This is a genomic window from Rickettsia gravesii BWI-1, assembly GCF_000485845.1.
GTDB lineage: Bacteria > Pseudomonadota > Alphaproteobacteria > Rickettsiales > Rickettsiaceae > Rickettsia > Rickettsia rickettsii.
The window spans coordinates 57143-77295 of the sequence record NZ_AWXL01000003.1; the positions used below are offsets into that span (position 1 = coordinate 57143).

Genomic DNA, 20153 nt, shown 5'->3' on the forward strand with positions numbered 1-20153 from the left:
AATTAGGAGATATTTTTAAGTGAAAATTAATAAGATTTTTGAGAGGAGAGTTTATTACTATTTCAAAAAAATCTTATGATTTACAGCTAAAAAGAGCCATAATTATGATTATTCTATTAAAAGTGCATAGGACCTAATCACTGCAATGCGGGCAGTAATTTTATCAGTCAGGAGATTATATGGTTTCATTAAGGGATAATATAGAAGTACAACCCTTGTCACATAATAGAAGAATAAGAAAAAATTTCGGTCACATAAATTTAGTAGCAGATATACCGAATTTGATTGAAATTCAAAAAAATTCATATGAGAAAAACTTTCTACAGTTAAATATTAAAGATTCTGAAAGAAAAAACACAGGTTTACAATCTATATTAAACTCAATTTTTCCTATTTCAGATTCCTCCAATATTGCTAATTTAGAATTTGTAAAATATGAATTCGATACTCCAAAATATGATGTAGAAGAGTGCAGTCAAAGAAGTTTAAGTTATGCTGCTCCTCTTAAAGTTACTTTAAGATTAAGTATTTGGGATATAGATGAGGATACCGGTACTAGAGAAATTAAAGGGATTAAAGAGCAAGAAGTATATATGGGTGATATCCCATTAATGACTAAAAACGGTACTTTTATTATCAACGGTACGGAAAGAGTAGTTGTATCACAAATGCATCGCTCACCTGGTGTATTCTTTTATCATGATGAAGGAAAAGTCCACTCTTCCGGCAAGCTTTTATATTCTGCTCGTGTTATTCCATATAGAGGGTCTTGGCTTGATTTAGAATTCGACGCTAAGGATGTTATTTATTTCAGGATTGATAGAAAAAGAAAGCTTTATACTACTACTTTGCTTAGAGCTATAGGTATGAGTACTGAAGAAATTATAAAATTTTATTATAATTCAGTAACTTATAAGCTTGTTAAAAATAAAGGTTGGGCGGTTAAATTTATACCTCAGCATATTACTGCTCATCGTTTAACAAGTGATTTAGTAGATGCAGATACTGGAAATATTCTACTGAAAGCAGGACAAAAAATTACTCCGCGTTTGGCTAAAAAATATTTTGGGGAAGGGCTTAATAATATTTTAGTAGCTCATGAAACTTTAATCGGCAAATATCTATCCGAAGATTTAAGAGATCCTGCAAGCGATGAAGTATTAGCAAAAATCGGTGAAATGATTACTGCTGATATGCTAAATGTTATTAATGATCTTAAAATTAAAAATGTTAACGTATTAGTAATCAATCCTCAATCCGGTCCATATATAAGGAACACCTTATTTGCTGATAAAAATCAGGATCGTGAGGCAGCATTATGTGATATTTTCAGAGTTCTAAGACCAGGTGAACCTGCTAATATCGAAGCGGCTGAAAGCCTGTTTTATAATTTATTCTTTGATGCGGAAAGATATGATCTTTCAGAAGTCGGGCGAATAAAAATGAATTCTAGGTTAGAGCTGAATATTTCTGAAGAAGTTACGGTTTTAACAATTGATGATATTAAAAATATCGTAAGAGTTTTAGTAGAGCTTAAAGACGGTAAAGGTATCATAGACGATATTGATCATTTAGGTAATAGAAGGGTTAGATCGGTAGGTGAATTGATAGAAAATCAATTTAGAATAGGTTTAGTCCGAATGGAAAAATCTGTAATTGAAAGGATGTCGGCAGGTGATGTTGATACCGTAATGCCTCATGATTTAGTAAATTCTAAAATTTTAGTTTCAGTAGTAAAAGAATTTTTTAGTACCTCCCAATTATCCCAATTTATGGATCAAACAAATCCATTATCGGAAATAACTCATAAAAGAAGGCTGTCGGCACTCGGCCCCGGAGGTCTTAGTCGAGATCGAGCAGGTTTTGAGGTGCGTGACGTACATCCGACTCATTACGGTCGTATTTGTCCTATTGAAACACCTGAAGGTCAGAATATCGGGTTAATTAACTCTATGGCTACTTATGCTAGAATAAATAAACACGGTTTTATAGAGAGTCCGTATAGAAGAGTTAAAGATGGATGTGTAACCGATGAAGTGGTATATCTTTCTGCTATTGAAGAAGGTAAATACAAAATCGGACAAGCAAATTCTAAAGTTAATAAAGACGGAAAACTGCAAGGAGAGTTTATTAATTGCCGTGTTGAAGGCGGTAATTTTGTAATGGTAGAACCGTATGAGGTAGACTTCATTGATGTGACTCCTATGCAGGTAGTATCGGTTGCGGCTTCTCTTATACCTTTCTTAGAAAACGATGATGCTAACCGTGCTTTGATGGGTTCAAACATGCAAAGACAAGCCGTTCCTTTAATTAAAACGGATGCACCTTTTGTAGGTACCGGAGTTGAAGGGGTAGTAGCTAAGGATTCCGGAGCGTCAGTGCTTGCATTACATGACGGTATTGTTGAGCAGGTAGATTCAAATAGAATCGTGATTAGAACTCTAGAACAAAAAGTTGACGGTTCTCCTTCGGTTGATATTTATAACTTACTAAAATTCCAAAAATCCAATCATAATACTTGTATAAATCAAAAGCCTTTAGTTAAGGTCGGTCATTACGTTAAGAAAAACGATATTATAGCTGACGGTCCTAGTACGGATAACGGTGAAATTGCTTTAGGTAGAAACGTGCTTGTGGCTTTCTTACCTTGGAACGGTTATAATTTTGAAGATTCCATTTTAATATCCGAACGTATAGTAAAAGAGGATGTATTTACATCTATTCATATTGAAGAGTTTGAAGTAATAGCTAGAGATACACGCCTTGGTCCTGAAGAAATTACCCGTGATATACCGAATGTAAGTGAAGAAGCGTTGCGTCATCTTGATGAGGTCGGAATAATTTATATAGGTGCAGAAGTAAAAGCCGGTGATATTTTAGTCGGAAAAGTAACACCGAAAAGTGAATCGCCTATTACTCCTGAAGAGAAGCTACTACGTGCTATTTTCGGGGAAAAAGCTTTTGACGTAAAAGATTCATCGCTGCATGTACCTTCCGGAGTTAGCGGAACTGTAGTAGAAGTAAGGGTATTTTCTCGTAGAGGTGTAGAAAAAGACCAGCGAGCTATTGCTATTGAAAAACAACAAATTGAAAAATTAGCAAAAGACAGAGACGATGAATTAGAAATTATTGAGCATTTTGTGTTTAGTTGGCTTGAAAAGCTTTTAGTAGGGCAGGTGATTGTTAACGGTCCTAAGCAAGTAAAAGTAGGACAAACTATTACTACTGAAATGCTAAAAGGCTTATCTAAAGGGCAATTTTGGCAGATTACCGTGGAAGATGCAAATGTAATGAATGAAGTAGAGCAGATAAAGACTCATTATGATGAGAAAAAAGAGGCTCTTGATAAAAGATTTGCTACTAAGGTAGAGAAATTGCAAAGTGGTGATGATTTACCTCAGGGAGCTTTAAAAGTAGTAAAAGTATTTATTGCAACTAAGCATAAATTACAACCCGGGGATAAAATGGCAGGAAGACACGGAAATAAAGGTGTTATTTCACGTATCGTACCTGAAGAGGATATGCCGTTTTTAGAAGATGGAACTGTGGTAGATATCGTTCTTAATCCTCTAGGTCTTCCGTCCCGTATGAATATAGGACAGATTTTAGAAACGCATCTTGGGTGGGCATCAATAAATTTAGCAAAAAAAATATCTACCTTAGTAAAGGAATATAAAAATAAACATATAGGTATTGAGCAGATTAAGAAATTCTTAATTGAACTGTATGGAGAAAATATTAATTCTATACTTGAAAGACCGGAAGAAGAGATTATCTCTTTTTGTAAGAAAGTAAGTAAAGGCGTACATTTTGCAACTCCTGTATTTGACGGAGCAAAAGTTCAGGACGTTAAAGATATGCTAAAGCTTGCCGGTCAAGACCCTTCAGGACAAGTGAAATTAATTGACGGTAGAACCGGTGAATATTTTGACCGTCTAGTAACCGTCGGACAGAAATATTTGCTGAAATTGCATCATTTAGTCGATAATAAAATTCACTCCCGTTCTATAGGACCTTATAGCTTAGTAACGCAGCAACCGCTTGGCGGTAAGTCTCATTTCGGTGGACAGCGTTTCGGGGAAATGGAATGCTGGGCATTACAAGCTTACGGTGCAGCTTATACGTTACAGGAAATGTTAACGGTTAAGTCGGATGATGTAAACGGTAGGATCAAAACTTATGATTCTATAGTACGCGGTGAAAATAATTTTGAATCAGGCATTCCTGAATCATTTAATGTTATGATAAAAGAATTTAGATCTTTATGTCTTAACGTAAAGCTTGAAGTAACTTCAAGTTAAGAAAGATAGGTCAGTTAAACAGATAAAAAACTTGTTTTTTATCTGTTTAACTGGATTCCCGCTTTTGCGGGAATAACATATAGGGTGCAATAAGAACTCTTGGTAGACGAAGGTCGATTTCAAAAAGAGCTAGGAGTTCACAAGGCGAGGAGCAGAGCGTCGTATACTTAATACGTGAGCACCGCAGAACTTGTAGAACGACAACGCCAATTTTTGAAATTCACCGAGTATATACGAGTAATTTTTAAGGAAAAGTATTTATGAGCGTAGTAAATTTTTACGGACAATTAAGTAATACTCAACAATTTGATCAGATAAGGATTAATATCGCAAGTCCCGATCAGGTACGTTCGTGGTCTTTCGGTGAAGTAACAAAACCTGAAACAATTAACTATCGAACTTTTAAACCTGAGAAAGATGGTTTATTTTGTGCAAGAATTTTTGGTCCAGTAAAAGATTATGAATGTCTCTGCGGTAAATATAAGCGGATGAAAAACCGTGGAATTACGTGTGAGAAGTGCGGCGTTGAAGTTACGGTTTCTAGAGTAAGACGTGAAAGAATGGGGCATATTGAACTTGCAGCTCCCGTTGCTCATATTTGGTTTTTAAAGTCGCTACCTTCAAGAATTAGTACACTTCTTGATATGACAATGCGAGATGTAGAAAAGATTCTTTATTTTGAAAATTATGTAGTAGTTGACCCAGGGCTATCGATTTTACAAAAAGGCGAACTCTTAACAGAGGAAGAATTACAGAAAGCAAAAGATAAGTACGGTGAAGATGCATTTACTGCCTCTATAGGTGCAGAAGTAATACAACAAATGCTTAAAGAGCTTGATTTTTCAAAGTTAAAGCAAGAATTATACGAGGAATTACAAACCACTTCTTCAGAAATCAAAAAGAAAAAATTAGTAAAGCGTTTAAAATTAGTAGAGGATTTTTTAGAGTCGGAAAACAAGCCAGAATGGATGATTATGGATGTTTTACCGGTTATTCCTCCTGAAATTAGACCGCTTGTTATGCTTGACGGCGGAAGATTTGCTACTTCAGACTTAAATGAACTTTATAGAAGAGTAATTAATAGAAATAATCGTTTAAAGAAATTAATAGAGTCAAAAGCTCCTGATATAATAGTCAGAAACGAAAAAAGAATGTTACAAGAAGCGGTGGATGCGTTATTTGATAACGGTCGTCGCGGTAGAGCAGCGAAAAATGCTAATAAGCGTCCATTTAAGTCATTAAGTGATATGCTTAAAGGTAAGCAGGGGCGTTTCCGTCAGAACTTGCTAGGTAAGAGGGTTGATTATTCAGGACGTTCAGTTATCGTGGTAGGACCTGAGCTTAAACTTCACCAGTGCGGTTTACCTAAAAAAATGGCTCTGGAGTTATTTAAGCCGTTTATTTATTCTAAGCTTGAGTTGTACGGCATCGCTACAACTATTAAAGCTGCTAAAAGAATGGTGGAAGCTGAAAAATCCGAAGTGTGGGACGTGCTTGAAGAGGTAATTAGAGAGCATCCGGTTTTACTTAATAGGGCTCCGACGTTACATAGGCTTGGTATTCAAGCATTTGAACCGCTATTAATTGAAGGTAAAGCGATCCAGCTTCATCCGCTTGTGTGTGCTGCGTTCAATGCGGATTTTGATGGTGATCAGATGGCAGTACATATCCCGTTATCGATTGAAGCACAGCTTGAAGCTAGGGTATTTATGATGTCTACAAATAATATCTTAAGCCCCGCAAACGGTCGTCCTATCATTGTACCGGATAAAGATATAGTGCTTGGTTTATATTATCTAACCCTTGCATTTGATAATGAAGTAGGCGCAGGGATGATGTTCTCAGATTTAGCTGAGATGGAACATGCTTTATATAATAAATTTATAACTATTCATACAAGGATAAAATATCGTAGAAATCAGTTAAATGCCGAAGGTAAAATGGTTCCTGTTATCATTGATACTACTTACGGTAGGTTAATGGTCGGTGAGTTATTACCTTCTAACCCTAATATAGAATTCAAGTTTATTAATAAACCACTAACTAAAAAAGACATATCATTAGTTATAGATTTAGTTTATCGTCACTGCGGTCAAAAAGCTACGGTAATTTTTGCCGATCAGCTAATGAAACTAGGTTTTAAATATGCTTGTTCTTCAGGTATTTCTTTTGGAATGGACGATATGGTAGTACCGGAATCTAAGAGTACTCATATCAACGAAACTCAGCTTGAAATAAAAGAATTTGAACAACAATATTCAAACGGTTTAATTACTTACGGAGAGAAATATAATAAAGTAATCGATGCTTGGTCAAGATGTACCGATAGAGTAGCAAACGACATGATGAAAGAGATTGCTACGCCGCCGGTTAGTGATGATCCAAATCATCAGAAAATAAATGCTATATATATGATGGCTATTTCCGGAGCAAGAGGTTCTTTCCAGCAAATTAAGCAGCTAGGCGGTATGCGAGGTTTAATGACCAAATCGAACGGTCAAATTATACAAACTCCTATTATCTCTAACTTTAAGGAAGGATTAACTGAATTTGAGTGTTTTAATTCTGCTAACGGAATGCGTAAAGGGCAAATAGATACGGCTTTAAAAACGGCAAGCTCAGGTTACTTAACAAGAAAATTAGTAGATGTTGCACAAGATTGTATTATTACTGAAAAAGATTGTGGAACTGATAAAGGAATTGAAGTTAAGAGTGTTATTGAAGGCGGAGAAGTTATAGTACCTTTAGCTGAAAAGATTTTAGGTCGTACTGCTGCTATTGATATATTTCATCCGGTAACTAATGCTCTAATTCTCAATAAAGGCGAGCTTATTAATGAAGCAAAGTTAGAGCAGATTGAGTCGGCAGGACTCGACAGAATTATGATAAAATCCGTATTAACCTGTGCAAGTACTACCGGTATATGTAGCATATGTTACGGTAGGGATCTTGCTACCGGTACATTAGTATCGGAGGGTGAAGCAATTGGGGTTATTGCTGCTCAATCTATCGGTGAACCGGGTACGCAGCTTACAATGAGAACTTTCCATATCGGAGGAGCGGCAACAAAAGGTGCTGAGGTTTCTTCCGTAGACGCTTCCTATGACGCAAAAGTGAAAATTATAAGCCGTAACGTTGTTATTAATTCCGAAGAACGCAAAATTGTTATGAGCCGAAATTGTGAATTATTATTGCTTGATAATAACGATAATGAAAAAGCTCGTCATAAAATTCCATATGGTGCTAGATTACTTGTTGATGACGGTGATATGGTGATTAAAACTCAAAAACTAGCAGAATGGGATCCTTATACTATACCGATTATCACGGAGAAGTCAGGTAAAGTTTTATTCAAAGATATGGTTGAGGGTATTTCTATTCGTGACGTAACTGACGAAGCTACCGGAATACCGAGTAAAGTTATTATTGAATCAAAGCAATATTCACGCGGTGCAGAATTACGCCCGCGTATACAGCTTTTAGATGCTAAAGGTGAAGTTATCACCTTATCAAATGGTTTAGAAGCTAGATATTACTTGCCGGTTGGAGCAGTTTTAAGCGTAGAAGACGGAATACAAATATCGGTAGGTGATATCATTGCACGTATACCGAAAGAATCAACCACTACTAAAGATATTACCGGTGGTTTACCGAGAGTTGCCGAGCTTGTAGAAGCAAGACGCCCTAAAGATCATGCAGTTATTGCCGAAATTGACGGTAGAGTAGAATTTGGTAAAGACTATAAATCTAAAAGACGTATTATTATACATCCGATTGATGAAACAATGTCTATTGAGTATATGGTACCAAAAGGCAAGCATGTTGTAGTTAACGAAGGTGACTTTGTTAAAAAAGGTGATTTATTGATTGACGGTAATCCGGTACTTCAAGATATTTTAAAAGTAATGGGCGTAGAGGTTCTTGCAAATTATATTGTTAAGGAGGTTCAAGCCGTTTATCGTCTACAAGGTGTAAAGATTGATGATAAGCACATAGAAGTTATTATCCGTCAGATGTTACAAAAAGTAGAGGTTACAGATTCAGGCGGAACTACGTTATTAGCAGGTGAAAAAATAGATAGACATGAATTTGATGAGATAAATGAAAAAGCTATGAAAAACGGTTTAAAACCTGCTGAAGCACAATTAATATTACAAGGTATTACTAAAGCTTCTCTGCAAACTAGATCATTTATCTCTGCGGCATCATTCCAAGAGACTACTAGAGTTTTAACTGAAGCAGCTATTGCCGGTAAAGTAGATAAGTTGCGAGGACTAAAAGAAAACGTGATAGTTGGACGATTAGTACCTGCTGGAACCGGTTACTTTATGAATAAAATGCGTAAAGCAGCCGTAAAGCTTGATGAAGAGAATGTATAAATATACTAAGATAGAACTTGAAAAATTGGCTGTGTCGTCTTTGTAAGTCCTAGGATGCTGAACGTTTAATATACGCTCCGCTCCTCGACTTACAGACTCTTTGCTCTTTTCCAAGTTGATCTTCGTATGTACCGGATAGTTTATAAAAAACCCGTCATTGCGAGCCAGCATTTATGCTGGCGTGGCAATCTCATAAAATAATAACAAACTCCTGAGCTGGCTTCGTCAATTACTTTGTAATTTCCTCGCAATGATGGGGTGGTATCCACGCAACAATGCCTTCCTAACTAGAAGTGGGAATCCAGAAAAATAACCTTACTACGCATTATTGACAAAAAAAACCTATAAAAACTTGGTTTTTATAGGCTTTTTCTTATTTTCCGCTTGCAGAAATGACTCTTTAATAACAAACAATCGGTGCTATTAAAGCTCGTAGGTTTGACCTAAATGAGATACTGGTTGTTCAAAGATATACGTATTATTGTTATCATAATTATAATTACCGTATAATTGTAATCTTGCTAAAGAATCTTCATATTGGAAGTTTTTAAGTGTTTCTTGATTTTTAGATATCTGAATTTCTGCTAAACAATGTTCAACATAAATTTTCAGTACTTTTTGACGAATTTCATCATGTAAAGTGTTTAACATGAGTAAGTTTACTAATGGGTTAATACCATTATTTGCATTAGTAATAATCGTAGCTTCTTCGTGTTTTTGATCAATAGACATCTTTCCAAACTTCGCTTCTAGAGGTAATTTAGACGTCGATCCGGTACTCGCATCCTCACGTATGTCTATATACGCTGCGGTGCTGCGTTCCGTATCTCTTTTAAATTCCTCTCTATAAGCTGGCTTAGAAAGATGTCTAACAGGTAATTCAGAAATTAAAGACTCTTCATTTCTTACTTCTACCTTCTCTATTTTAAGATTTTCTGATTCAGCATTGACTTTTTTTTCAAAATTTATCTCTGGGAAAAGTGCTGTCACATCCGTTATTTCAAGTTTTCCTCCTTTTTTACCTACTTCATAAGCTTTAGCAATAATTTGTTTATAAATAACGTCAATTAGTGCTCGTTTTGTTTGTATTTCATCAGAATAGTTAATGCCTCCTTCATTCCAAAACTTTACTATTTTAAACAAAGTAGGAATATATTTACCGGCCTTTGCTAAAAATTTTTTTATAAATGTAGGTTCAGTAGGTTCACTAAGAGAGATTAATGTAGGATTTTCTTCATATTGTCTAAATACATACTCGACAATTTTAGGTATATTTTGATCTGATTCTACTTCGTCAGGTAAGCCGTGTAATATTTTTTTGGCTGTTGCTTGACCAATCTTCTTATGCAAAATATTAACCCCGACCCATGTCCATGCCGGAGGATGAGCCGTAAAACAAAACTTTGTTATATAAACTGCTAGCGATATAGGTAGAGATAATAACTTTAAATAGTTAAGGCAAGTATATCGTATTGGATGAGGCGTGAGACTATAAATCGCACCCATATCTTGGTTTAGCTCACATGATGCTTTAATCATTTTATACTTCTGCTTAATTAAATGAGAAGTGATGTCATGTACTGGCATATTATTACTTAAAATTTAACTAATTAGTCAGTAAGATATAAAAAACTTTAACATTTGTCAAATGCTATTTTATGAGATGTTGTTTTAAATCAATTATAATACTTGCAAAGTTTTATCAAGATAAATAGAATGATCCAAAGTCAAAGATAATATAAGGAGTAAGTATGCTTAACATAAACTTTGTGAATGAAGAATCATCTACTAATCAAGGTCTAGTAGTTTTTATTGATGAACAGTTAAAGCTTGATAGTAATTTAATAGGACTTGATCAACAACATCATGGATTAATTTCTAAAACTATTCAGAATAAACTGCAATTTACTGGTAAATATGGACAGATCAAGGTTATTCCGTCCGTCATTAAATCAGGCGAGGTTAGATATTTGATAATAGCAGGTCTTGGGAATGAAGAAAAATTAACTGAAGCAAAAATTGAAGAGTTAGGCGGCAAAATCTTACAGCATGCAACCGGTTGTAAAATTTCTACTATCGGCTTAAAACTTACAAATAGAATTAGCAGGTTTACATCTCAAACATTTGCATCTTTAGTTGCTAGCGGTGCGTTTCTTGCTTCTTACAAATTTGATAAATATAGAACTACCTTAAAAGAAGCAGAGAAGTTCGCAGTAGAGTCAATTGAAATTTTTACCGATAATAGCACTGAAACGGCAAAATTATTTGAAATCAAAAAATTAATTGCTGAAGCAGTATTTTTTACAAGAGATATAAGTAATGAACCGTCAAATATTAAAACTCCTCAAGTTTATGCCGAAAGAATAGTTGATATACTTGAACCGCTAGGGGTAGATGTTGATGTTATCGGTGAACGTGAGATGAAAAACCTTGGTATGGGAGCATTACTTGGTGTGGGGCAAGGTTCACAAAACGAGTCAAAGTTAGTGGTGATGGAATATAAAGGCGGCAGTAAAGATGCTCCGACTATTGCTTTGGTCGGTAAAGGAGTGATTTTTGATACAGGAGGTATTTCATTAAAACCGTCAAGTGATATGCACTTAATGAGATACGATATGGGAGGTTCTGCAGTAGTTGTGGGTACCATCATTGCGGTTGCCGGTCAAAAATTACCTATAAATATAGTTGGTGTTGTAGGGCTTGTCGAAAATATGCCGTCCGGTAATGCACAGCGTCCAGGGGATGTAGTAACTACCATGTCAGGGCAAACTGCCGAAGTTTTAAATACCGATGCAGAAGGGCGTTTAGTACTTGCTGATGCTGTTTGGTATGCACAAGAAAAATTTAAGCCTAAATGCGTGATTGACGTTGCAACTCTAACAGGAGCAATAACCGTAGCACTTGGTAATACATATGCTGGTTGTTTTTCCAATAATGATGAGTTAGCTGATAAGTTAATAAAAGTAGGGGAAGAAGTTAATGAAAAACTTTGGAGAATGCCGCTGCACGATGAGTACGATGCAATGATTAACTCCGACATAGCTGATATGGCAAATATCGGGAACGTACCGAGAGCTGCCGGAAGCTGCATAGCTGCACATTTCATTAAACGTTTCATTAAAGATGGAGTAGATTGGGCTCATTTAGATATAGCAGGCGTTGCAAATAGTAATAAAGCTTCAGCACTCGGTCCTAAGGGGGCAGTAGGATACGGTGTGAGATTACTAGAGAAATTTATCAAAGAATATACTTAAATGCTATTCTTGCGTTGCATTGCCCGCATGGATACCGAGTCGTCATTGCGAGCAGCCGTAGGCTGCGTGGCAATCTCGTTAAATATCCTGAGATTGCTTCGTCAATTACTTACATAATTTTCTCGCAATGATGGAAAAGCCTATCCACATAGGCAATACTGAGCTAAGAATAACATTAAACTTCGTCTATTTACTATTCGTTTATTCTGAATATAATTATGAACACAATAAATAAACCTTATATATTTGTTATAGGTAATGAGAAAGGTGGAGCAGGCAAAACTACCTGTTCTATGCATCTAATAATCGCCCTGCTTTATCAAAATTATTCGGTAGTAAGTATAGATACCGATTCACGTCAAAGTTCGTTAACGAATTATTTAAAAAATCGAGATTTATATAATAAACAAAATCCTGATAAACCTGTATTAGTACCGAAACATTTTCATATATCGGAAAGCGAAGTAGAAGAGCAAGCAAAGAGTTTTGAGCAAATACTCAAAAATAATCAGGATGTCGATTATATAGTGATTGATACCCCAGGCAGTCATACTCCTTTATCAAGGGTTGTTCATTCTTACGCCGATACAATTATTACACCGATTAATGATAGTTTTCTAGATTTAGACGTAATAGCAAAAGTCGATAGCAAGGATGAAATTATTAGCCCATCAATATATAGTCAAATGATTTGGGAGCAGAAAATGGAACGTGCTAGTCGTGATAGAATTAGTATAGATTGGGTAATACTTCGTAATCGTTTAAGTAATCTTGATGCATTAAATAAAAGACGCGTAGGAAATGTATTAGCTAAACTTGCTAAAAGAATTGACTTTAAACTCGCAGAAGGATTTAGTGAACGTGTAATATATAGGGAGTTATTTTTACAAGGTCTAACATTACTTGATCTAAAAACTGCAAAATATGATAGAGCATTTAATAGCTCACACGTGCTTGCACGTCAAGAATTACGAAATTTTTTAGACTTTCTAGGTATTAAGTCTGCATTCAAAGGTTAATTTCTATTAAAGTTTTTCTTGTATAAAGTTAAAATATATATATAATGTGCAAAATTAATATGTTTTCACTTTATAAGAGAAACAAATGCCAAATATTGCTGAAAATATTTCAAAACTACCGGCAGAACAAGAAAAAGTTAATAAGCTTGTTGATCAATATAAAAATTTAACTCCGGAAGAACAAAAAATTGTTGATAGAAAACTTAAGTCACATTTTACAAAAGAAGAGCTAAAACAAGATGAGCTTAAATCAAGAATGAATAGGATACGTAGTAATTTGTCTAAGCAAGACCAAGAAAAACTACAAGCAGGTAATAATTCTATAGGTGAAATAGCAAAAGATGTATTATCGTTAGTTAAAGGAATAATAAATCTAGTCGAAAATGTTGCAGAGATAATTAAAAATCCTAAGAAAGCAATATATGAATGGATTAAAGGTGAGTTAAATCAAGTAAAACCTCAACAACAAAATTATCAGCAACGCCCATCAAAGCCAAAAGCTGCTGCAATCTCAAGATAAAACTTTGGCAAGATAAATTTTTAGTTTTTATTTGCGAAAATTTGCGATTTTATGTATATAATATAGGTGAAATCGTATAATAAAAAAATAAAAATGCATAAATACAGAACTCATAATTGTAACGAATTACAAATATCTGATGTAGAAAAAGAAGTTAAGCTATCCGGTTGGGTACATAGAAGAAGAGATCACGGGAATCTAGTTTTTATAGATTTACGTGATCATTACGGTATAACTCAAATCGTGTTTACCGATCAAAACCCTCAGCTTATGGAGGATGCAAGTCGTTTGCGTTATGAGTCGGTAATTACGGTAAGGGGTACAGTTGTAGCAAGATCAGAGGACACGATTAATAATACGCTTCCGACAGGTCATGTTGAAGTGCTAGCTGTGGAATTTAGTGTTGAGTCAGTTGCGGACACTCTACCTTTTGTTATTAATACCGAAAAAGACGCTCCCGAAGAGTCTAGGCTTAAACATCGTTTTTTAGATCTTAGACGTAAGAAATTACATAATAATATAATACTCCGCTCACAAATTATTTCTCATATTCGTCATTTGATGACGGCAAGCGGTTTTACCGAATTTCAAACTCCGATTTTAACAGCAAGCTCACCTGAGGGGGCTAGGGATTTTTTAGTACCGAGTAGAATGCATCCGGGTAAGTTCTATGCATTACCGCAAGCACCTCAGCAATTCAAGCAGTTATTGATGGTATCAGGCTTTGATCGTTATTTCCAAATTGCTCCTTGTTTTCGGGATGAAGATGCAAGAGCCGATAGATCACCCGGCGAGTTTTATCAGCTAGATGTAGAAATGTCGTTTGTTACACAGGAAGATGTATTTAGTACTATTGAGCCTGTGATGTATGATTTATTCACTAAATTCACGGATAAGAAAGTATCAGAGACTCCTTTCGTTTGTATTCCATATAATGAATCTATGCTAAAATACGGCTCTGATAAGCCTGATTTACGTAACCCTATTATAATTGCCGATGTAACTGAGATATTTAGAGATTCCGATTTTACAATCTTTAGAGAGAATATTAAAAAAGGTAGCATAGTTCGTGCAATTCCTGCACCTAAGGCAGCTGCACTGCCTCGTAGTTTCTTCGATAAAATGATAGAGTTTGCGATATCAGAAGGAGCAAGTGGACTTGGCTATATTCAGTTTAGTGAAACCGGTGAAGCAAAAGGACCGATAGTAAAATTCTTAAGCCCGCAGCAATTAGAGAGTCTAAAAGCTACAGCTAGTATTAGTAACGGTGATGCTGTATTTTTCGCTAGCGATAAGAAAGAGAAAGCTGCTAAACTTGCCGGTAAGGTTAGAATAAGACTTGGTGAAGAGCTTGATTTACTTGAAAAAGATTGTTTTAAATTTTGCTGGATTACCAATTTTCCATTCTATGAGTTAAATGAAGAAACAGGAAAAATTGATTTTAGCCATAATCCGTTTTCTATGCCGCAGGGCGGAATAGATGCTTTAGAGCAAGCTAAAACCACTGAAGAGTTATTAGAACTTACCGCATACCAATATGATATTGTTTGTAACGGTATTGAACTGTCCAGCGGTGCTATTAGAAACCATAAGCCGGAAATTATGTATAAAGCGTTTTCCATAGCAGGTTATAGTGAAGAGGAAGTTGATAAGAGATTTGGAGGGATGATTAGAGCATTTAAGTTTGGAGCTCCACCACATGGTGGAATAGCCCCCGGTATTGATCGAATCGTTATGCTGCTTGCGGAAGCAACAAATATAAGGGAAATAATTGCGTTTCCTTTAAACCAACAGGTTGAAGATTTACTAATGAACGCCCCAAGCTATGTAGAGGATAAAGCTCTAAAAGAGCTAAGCATTATGCTCTCACCGTCTGCTAGAAAAAATGCAGAAAAAGAATAAGAATTTATAGTTGTTGTATGTTATTATGTCATACCGTAACTTGGCCTATAGTATGTCATTTCTAGCTAAAAGCGGCAGTCCAGTAACTATTAATCTCATCCTGCGACTTGATCGCAGGATCTAGTCTTTTTTAAATTTTTTTCTAGATACCGTGGTCAAGCCATGGTATGACAGCGAAAAGTACTGGATTGCCGCTTTTAGCTAGAAATGACATTAGGACTATGCAACGACTCTGTGACTGCTCGCAATGACGTTTAAGGCATACACTCAATAATGCTTACTTTTGTTGATGTCTTTCCTTCCTAGCTTGTAATTTAGAGAATGCGATTCCTTTTACCGTTTCTACTCTTTTTGTTTGGAGTCCTTCGCTCTTTTCACAAAAATTTCCTACCTTGTAATATATAGTATCTTTAGAATTTAACTTGAAAGATTTAGCATTTAATAAGTTGGTCGTGTTTTCGATATTATCCTGATATTTTAAATTTTTCTTTATACCCTCAATATCTTGCTCGGTAAGATAATTTTTTTTAGCGCTTTCATTATATTGTTGTAGAATTTTGCTACTGCTTTATCGGTTACGTTTTTAGTTGTTGCCTGCTTTGTAAAATCAACAATTAGTGATGCCAATTTTTCGTCTGTAGATTTGTCTTGTATACGCATTGATTTTGCAGGATCAGAAATTTGTACTTCTAATTTATCTGTCTTAACCTCAACTTCTTGTTTTTTCCATTTTCCGTCCAAATCTTTGTTCCATTGTTGTTCCTTGATTATTTCTTTTTTCAAGCCTATAGAAATTTTAATTTGGTAATTATTTTCATACGCCCACTCTTTAGCATCTTTACCTTCAATTGTAATGTTATTATCTATTGCATAGAGTACCGGGTCTTTTACAGGTGAATTAGCGAAAGCCTCTAACCAACCACCATTGTTAAATTCAGGTAAAACATTACTGAATTTTGTTACTATCTCAGTTCCTTTGGCCACTTCTTGCATATTAACAAGATTTTTTTTATACTGCCTTTATAGTGTTTTCTCAAATCATCAAAATTTTTAATATTAGTGGATAACGCAATATTTTTTGGATCAAACCCAGCTTTTTTTAATTCATCAATTTTTTGATCAACTATTGCTTCTATCTGTTTCTCATCAAATTGACTTATCATTTGATTTAACAATTCGCTATATTTATCGATACTAAATGAGAAATTACCTGCTTTAATAGCAGCACTGTAGCCCCACACCAGGATGTGCAAACATCTTAACTGTTGATTGAATCATACTGCCAAAATTCTTATGAAATGCTAAAAAAGAGCGACCATGATCAATTTTGGTTATTGTTTTACCATCCTGCACCATTAAATTACCAGCATGATAATCTACTTCCACCAGCATATGACAAGTAGCTATGGCTTTTTCAAATCCTTTCAACTTTTTTAAATTTTGATCATTAGCTCTGACTCTAGTTTGACCTGATAAACCGGAAAATTCTGTTAGTGTTACAGCATTATCAAAAAATTTAGAACGTACATAAAGTGAATCAGGGTGTTTTTCATCCGCTGTTACCAGCCCTTCTTTTGGTGCACGATCATGTAATAAAAATTGATACATGGTAGAGCCTATTAATTCTTGTACTCCGTCTCTTCGGTCAGCAATAGCCTGTTTTTGTGCCTTATTATCTTGTATTTTTTGGCATGCAGCATGAGTTTTATAAAAATGTTTTAAAATAAAAGTATTACCGGCGTTATCTTTAGCAACATAACCGGCCGAGACTCCTGCTGCCTTTTTTCCTTTCCCCTCAAACTCAGCTTGCTGTGCCACCCTCTTATCACGTAGCATAGCATAAATTGCTTTTTTAGGGTCATTAGGATTTCTTATTTCTTCAAGTTTTCTGTAATCTGTGTTATATCGGCTATCATCTAATCCAACCTGTTATTCAATTGCCTCTGCCATAACTAAATTCTGTAAAAGAGGTGCATCGATTATTTCCCTTAATTCCTTGTTTTTATCTCCTGGAAACGAGTTTTTTATTATTGTTGTAACTTTAGCTAAATCCTTAGTGTTTAAATCGGCTAGGGCCATATAGCTAATATATAGGCTTTCAGCAGTAGGAGATTGGTCATTAGAAAGGTCAATAACAGATTCGGTAATGTCTTCGCAGGCTCTAGATATTTTGGCATTCAATTCTGTATCGTTAGTTTTCAGGGCTTTAAAAAGTTGCTCTTGTAATAATAACTCCTGTTGAGTTTTCTCTTTAGACATAAAAATAACCTGATTAATATTAACTAATAGTGAAAAAGTGTTGTTGCGTGGGTCAAAATCCTCCTCATTGTGAGGAAATCGCGTAGCAATTGACGAAGCAATCCAGTAAACATTCTGATTTACAGAATTTTTTTATTATTTTTTCTGGATTACCGAGTTCGCTGCGACCGCTTGCAATGACGATTCGATATCCACGCAACAATGTCACGTGGGAATGACATTGAATAAGTTTTCCAAGTCGTGCAACAAGGCCCCCGCTTTTGCGGGGATATAACATCGAGGTCTTTTTAAAAACTATTCAGTACTATAGATTTGATCGTAATATAACAATGAAAAAACCGAAGCAATGAAATAAAATCATGACTTTGCAAGAATGATACCAATTAATCTCTTCTATTGCCTAAAAATCTTATTAAATATAGGAAAAGATTTATAAAATCTAAATATAAGGTAAAGGCTGCCATAATAGAAAGCTTTTGTCCTACTTCATCGTTTTCTGCCATGTAATACATAGACTTAATCTTTTGAGTATCCCAAGCAATTAATCCCATAAATATTACGATTCCAATAAGAGAGGTAGCAAAAGAAAGAGCTGAGCTTTTTAGAAACAAGTTGACTAATGAAGCAATGATAAGACCTATAAGACCCATTGCAAAAAATGAACCCATAGATGTTAAATCTCTACTTGTACTATAACCGTATAAACTCATTGCTCCAAAAACGGAAGAGCAAATAAAGAAAGTACGAGCTATTGATGCACCGGTATAAATAAGAGCTAAATATGCAAGCGACATACCGGTTAAACCGGCATAAACCCAAAATAATATTTGTGCCGTTTGCAGGTTCATTCGTCCGAAGCCCATAAAGAAATATAAAGCAATACCGAGCGGAGCAAACATTATAATAGTACCGAAACCTGTTTGAAACATTAAATTATAAATAGGCTCAACTGATATAGTCGTTACGGCTGCTACACCGGTTAGTAAAAGTGCTAAAGCCATATAATTATATACTTTAAGCATGTATTTTCTTAAGCCTTCATCAAAAGTTTTATTTTTTGAGGTGGCAGTTAAAGTTTTTGTATAATCGATCATAAGTAACCTTAGGATTATGTTATTTACATAATAAATATAGCCTCTTAAAGGTATTTTTTCAAGCTATATTAATTATATTTTATAAATATCTTGCATTGAATATAAAGCAGAAGGTTTATCTTGTAGCCAAATAGCGGCTTTAATTGCACCAATAGAAAAAGAATTTTTATTCAGAGCTTCGTGTTTTAAGGTGATTATTTCATCGTCACCTAGGAAAGATATTTCATGTATACCGTGAACATTTCCACCACGAAGCGAGGAAATACCTATTTCTTTTGCGCTTCTTAGTCTATTACCACGATTAAATGTTATATTTAATCCTTTTTTGCTTGCAATTGTTTCAGCAAGCATAACAGCAGTTCCTGAGGGTGAATCTTTTTTATTACGGTGATGCGTTTCTAGAATTTCAACATCGTAATCATCTAGTATTTTTGTTACTTTTTTAGCTAGATAGCTAAGCAAATTAGCTCCTATACTCATATTTGCAGAATATAAAACAGGTAAAGTTTGAGCTGCTTTTTCTAAAAGCTTAAAATGTTGAGGTTGGAGACCTGTGGTTCCGATTACTAATTTTGTATTATGTTTTAATGCATAATGAATTAATTTTTCTAATATTTCAGGGGTAGAAAAATCGATGATCACATCAGAATTTTTACAAAAATTATCTAAATTATCTAAATTATTAGTACTATTAAATTTTGCTGAAATTTTGCAATCTTTAAATTTATCTATTCTCTCTAGAATGGTTTCTCCCATTTTGCCGGTAGAACCACTAAGACCGATATTTAACATATTGGCAATGTATACTCCTAATAAATGAACAGTAAGTAGACGAAGTTTAATTTGGACAAGAGCAAGGAGTCTAAAGTCCTTGGATTGCAGTGTATACTTAATATAGTTCGAACCGCAGATCTTATTAGACGACGCCAATTTTTCAAATTAAACTAGGTTCTGTGAATATTTCTAATTGATTGGCTATTTTGAGGTATTTTTTAGCGAAAATTAATAAGATTTTTGCTGGAATAGTTACTTATATTTCAAAAAATCTTATAATTTGCAGCAAAAAATAACCAAAATTAAATCTTTGTATACGATTTATGAAAATATAATAGAGGCTTTAAATCATTTTTAATAGCGGTATTTATTACTTCACCGATAAATATAACATGATCACCTGCATCGTAAGAAGCATATTTATTACACTCTATATGATAAGTTGCACCGTTTATTAAAGGGCAATCAGTTTTATTGCCACGCTCATAATCAATTTTTGTAAATTTATTAGATTGTGATTTAGCAAAATGTTTTGAGATATCAATTTGATTCTCTGCTAAAATACTAATTGCAAACTTATCACTTTTTTGAAAACTGTTTATACTAAAAGAGTTTTTATTAAGGCAAAATAATATTAACGGCGGTTTTAAA

9 protein-coding genes and 2 pseudogenes are annotated in these 20153 nt (G+C 34.7%); 6 read left to right on the forward strand and 5 right to left on the reverse strand.

Annotated features, from left to right (window positions below; all coding sequences use genetic code 11):
- The first annotated feature begins 179 nt into the window (after positions 1 to 179).
- Together rpoB and rpoC are read left to right on the forward strand one after the other, a co-directional pair.
- On the forward strand, positions 180 to 4301 hold the full coding sequence (gene rpoB / locus RGRA_RS0101470) for a DNA-directed RNA polymerase subunit beta (protein WP_017443357.1): 4122 nt from the start codon (positions 180 to 182) through the stop codon (positions 4299 to 4301).
- 260 nt (positions 4302 to 4561) lie between these two features.
- The gene (gene rpoC, locus RGRA_RS0101475) at positions 4562 to 8680 is read left to right on the forward strand and encodes a DNA-directed RNA polymerase subunit beta' (RefSeq protein ID WP_017443358.1); all 4119 of its coding nucleotides are present in this window, start codon (positions 4562 to 4564) and stop codon (positions 8678 to 8680) included.
- 400 nt (positions 8681 to 9080) lie between these two features.
- Here the strand turns inward: rpoC and RGRA_RS08350 are convergent.
- Positions 9081 to 10267 (reverse strand): annotated as a pseudogene (locus tag RGRA_RS08350) (palindromic element RPE1 domain-containing protein).
- A 164-nt stretch (positions 10268 to 10431) separates the two neighbouring features.
- Here RGRA_RS08350 and RGRA_RS0101485 point away from each other — a divergent pair.
- The 4 genes from RGRA_RS0101485 (at position 10432) to aspS (ending at position 15375) form a co-directional block, all read left to right on the forward strand.
- Positions 10432 to 11934, forward strand: coding sequence for a leucyl aminopeptidase (locus RGRA_RS0101485; RefSeq protein WP_017443361.1), 1503 nt, complete (start codon positions 10432 to 10434; stop codon positions 11932 to 11934).
- 218 nt (positions 11935 to 12152) lie between these two features.
- A complete protein-coding gene (locus tag RGRA_RS0101490) occupies positions 12153 to 12953 on the forward strand; it encodes a division plane positioning ATPase MipZ (RefSeq protein WP_017443362.1) in 801 nt (266 codons plus the stop codon).
- A gap of 85 nt (positions 12954 to 13038) precedes the next feature.
- A complete protein-coding gene (locus tag RGRA_RS0101495) occupies positions 13039 to 13473 on the forward strand; it encodes a hypothetical protein (protein ID WP_017443363.1) in 435 nt (144 codons plus the stop codon).
- A 93-nt stretch (positions 13474 to 13566) separates the two neighbouring features.
- Positions 13567 to 15375 carry an aspartate--tRNA ligase gene (gene aspS / locus RGRA_RS0101500; RefSeq protein WP_024547227.1) on the forward strand — a complete coding sequence of 603 codons (1809 nt, stop codon included), beginning with the start codon at positions 13567 to 13569 and terminating at the stop codon, positions 15373 to 15375.
- Positions 15376 to 15652: 277 nt separating this feature from the next.
- On the opposite strand, the pseudogene risK1 reads toward aspS, so the two are convergent.
- The 4 genes and pseudogenes from risK1 to RGRA_RS0101520 all read right to left on the reverse strand — a co-directional run.
- A pseudogene (gene risK1, locus RGRA_RS08355) lies at positions 15653 to 17634 on the reverse strand (T4SS effector phosphatidylinositol 3-Kinase RisK1).
- Between the two features lie 383 nt (positions 17635 to 18017).
- The gene (locus RGRA_RS0101510) at positions 18018 to 18728 is read right to left on the reverse strand and encodes a Bax inhibitor-1/YccA family protein (protein WP_017443365.1); all 711 of its coding nucleotides are present in this window, start codon (positions 18726 to 18728) and stop codon (positions 18018 to 18020) included.
- Between the two features lie 72 nt (positions 18729 to 18800).
- Positions 18801 to 19520, reverse strand: coding sequence for a 4-hydroxy-tetrahydrodipicolinate reductase (dapB, locus tag RGRA_RS0101515; protein WP_017443366.1), 720 nt, complete (start codon positions 19518 to 19520; stop codon positions 18801 to 18803).
- A 284-nt stretch (positions 19521 to 19804) separates the two neighbouring features.
- A partial coding sequence (locus RGRA_RS0101520; RefSeq protein ID WP_024547232.1) for a flavin reductase family protein occupies positions 19805 to 20153 on the reverse strand: 349 nt, incomplete at its 5' end.

What these genes read in the sequence shown, in the direction of transcription:
- rpoB (WP_017443357.1), top strand. Translation starts at nt 180, where the DNA reads ATGGTTTCATTAAGGGATAATATAGAAGTACAACCCTTGTCACATAAT.
- rpoC (WP_017443358.1), top strand. Translation starts at nt 4,562, where the DNA reads ATGAGCGTAGTAAATTTTTACGGACAATTAAGTAATACTCAACAATTT.
- RGRA_RS0101485 (WP_017443361.1), top strand. Translation starts at nt 10,432, where the DNA reads ATGCTTAACATAAACTTTGTGAATGAAGAATCATCTACTAATCAAGGT.
- RGRA_RS0101490 (WP_017443362.1), top strand. Translation starts at nt 12,153, where the DNA reads ATGAACACAATAAATAAACCTTATATATTTGTTATAGGTAATGAGAAA.
- RGRA_RS0101495 (WP_017443363.1), top strand. Translation starts at nt 13,039, where the DNA reads ATGCCAAATATTGCTGAAAATATTTCAAAACTACCGGCAGAACAAGAA.
- aspS (WP_024547227.1), top strand. Translation starts at nt 13,567, where the DNA reads ATGCATAAATACAGAACTCATAATTGTAACGAATTACAAATATCTGAT.
- RGRA_RS0101510 (WP_017443365.1), bottom strand. Translation starts at nt 18,728, where the DNA reads ATGATCGATTATACAAAAACTTTAACTGCCACCTCAAAAAATAAAACT.
- dapB (WP_017443366.1), bottom strand. Translation starts at nt 19,520, where the DNA reads ATGTTAAATATCGGTCTTAGTGGTTCTACCGGCAAAATGGGAGAAACC.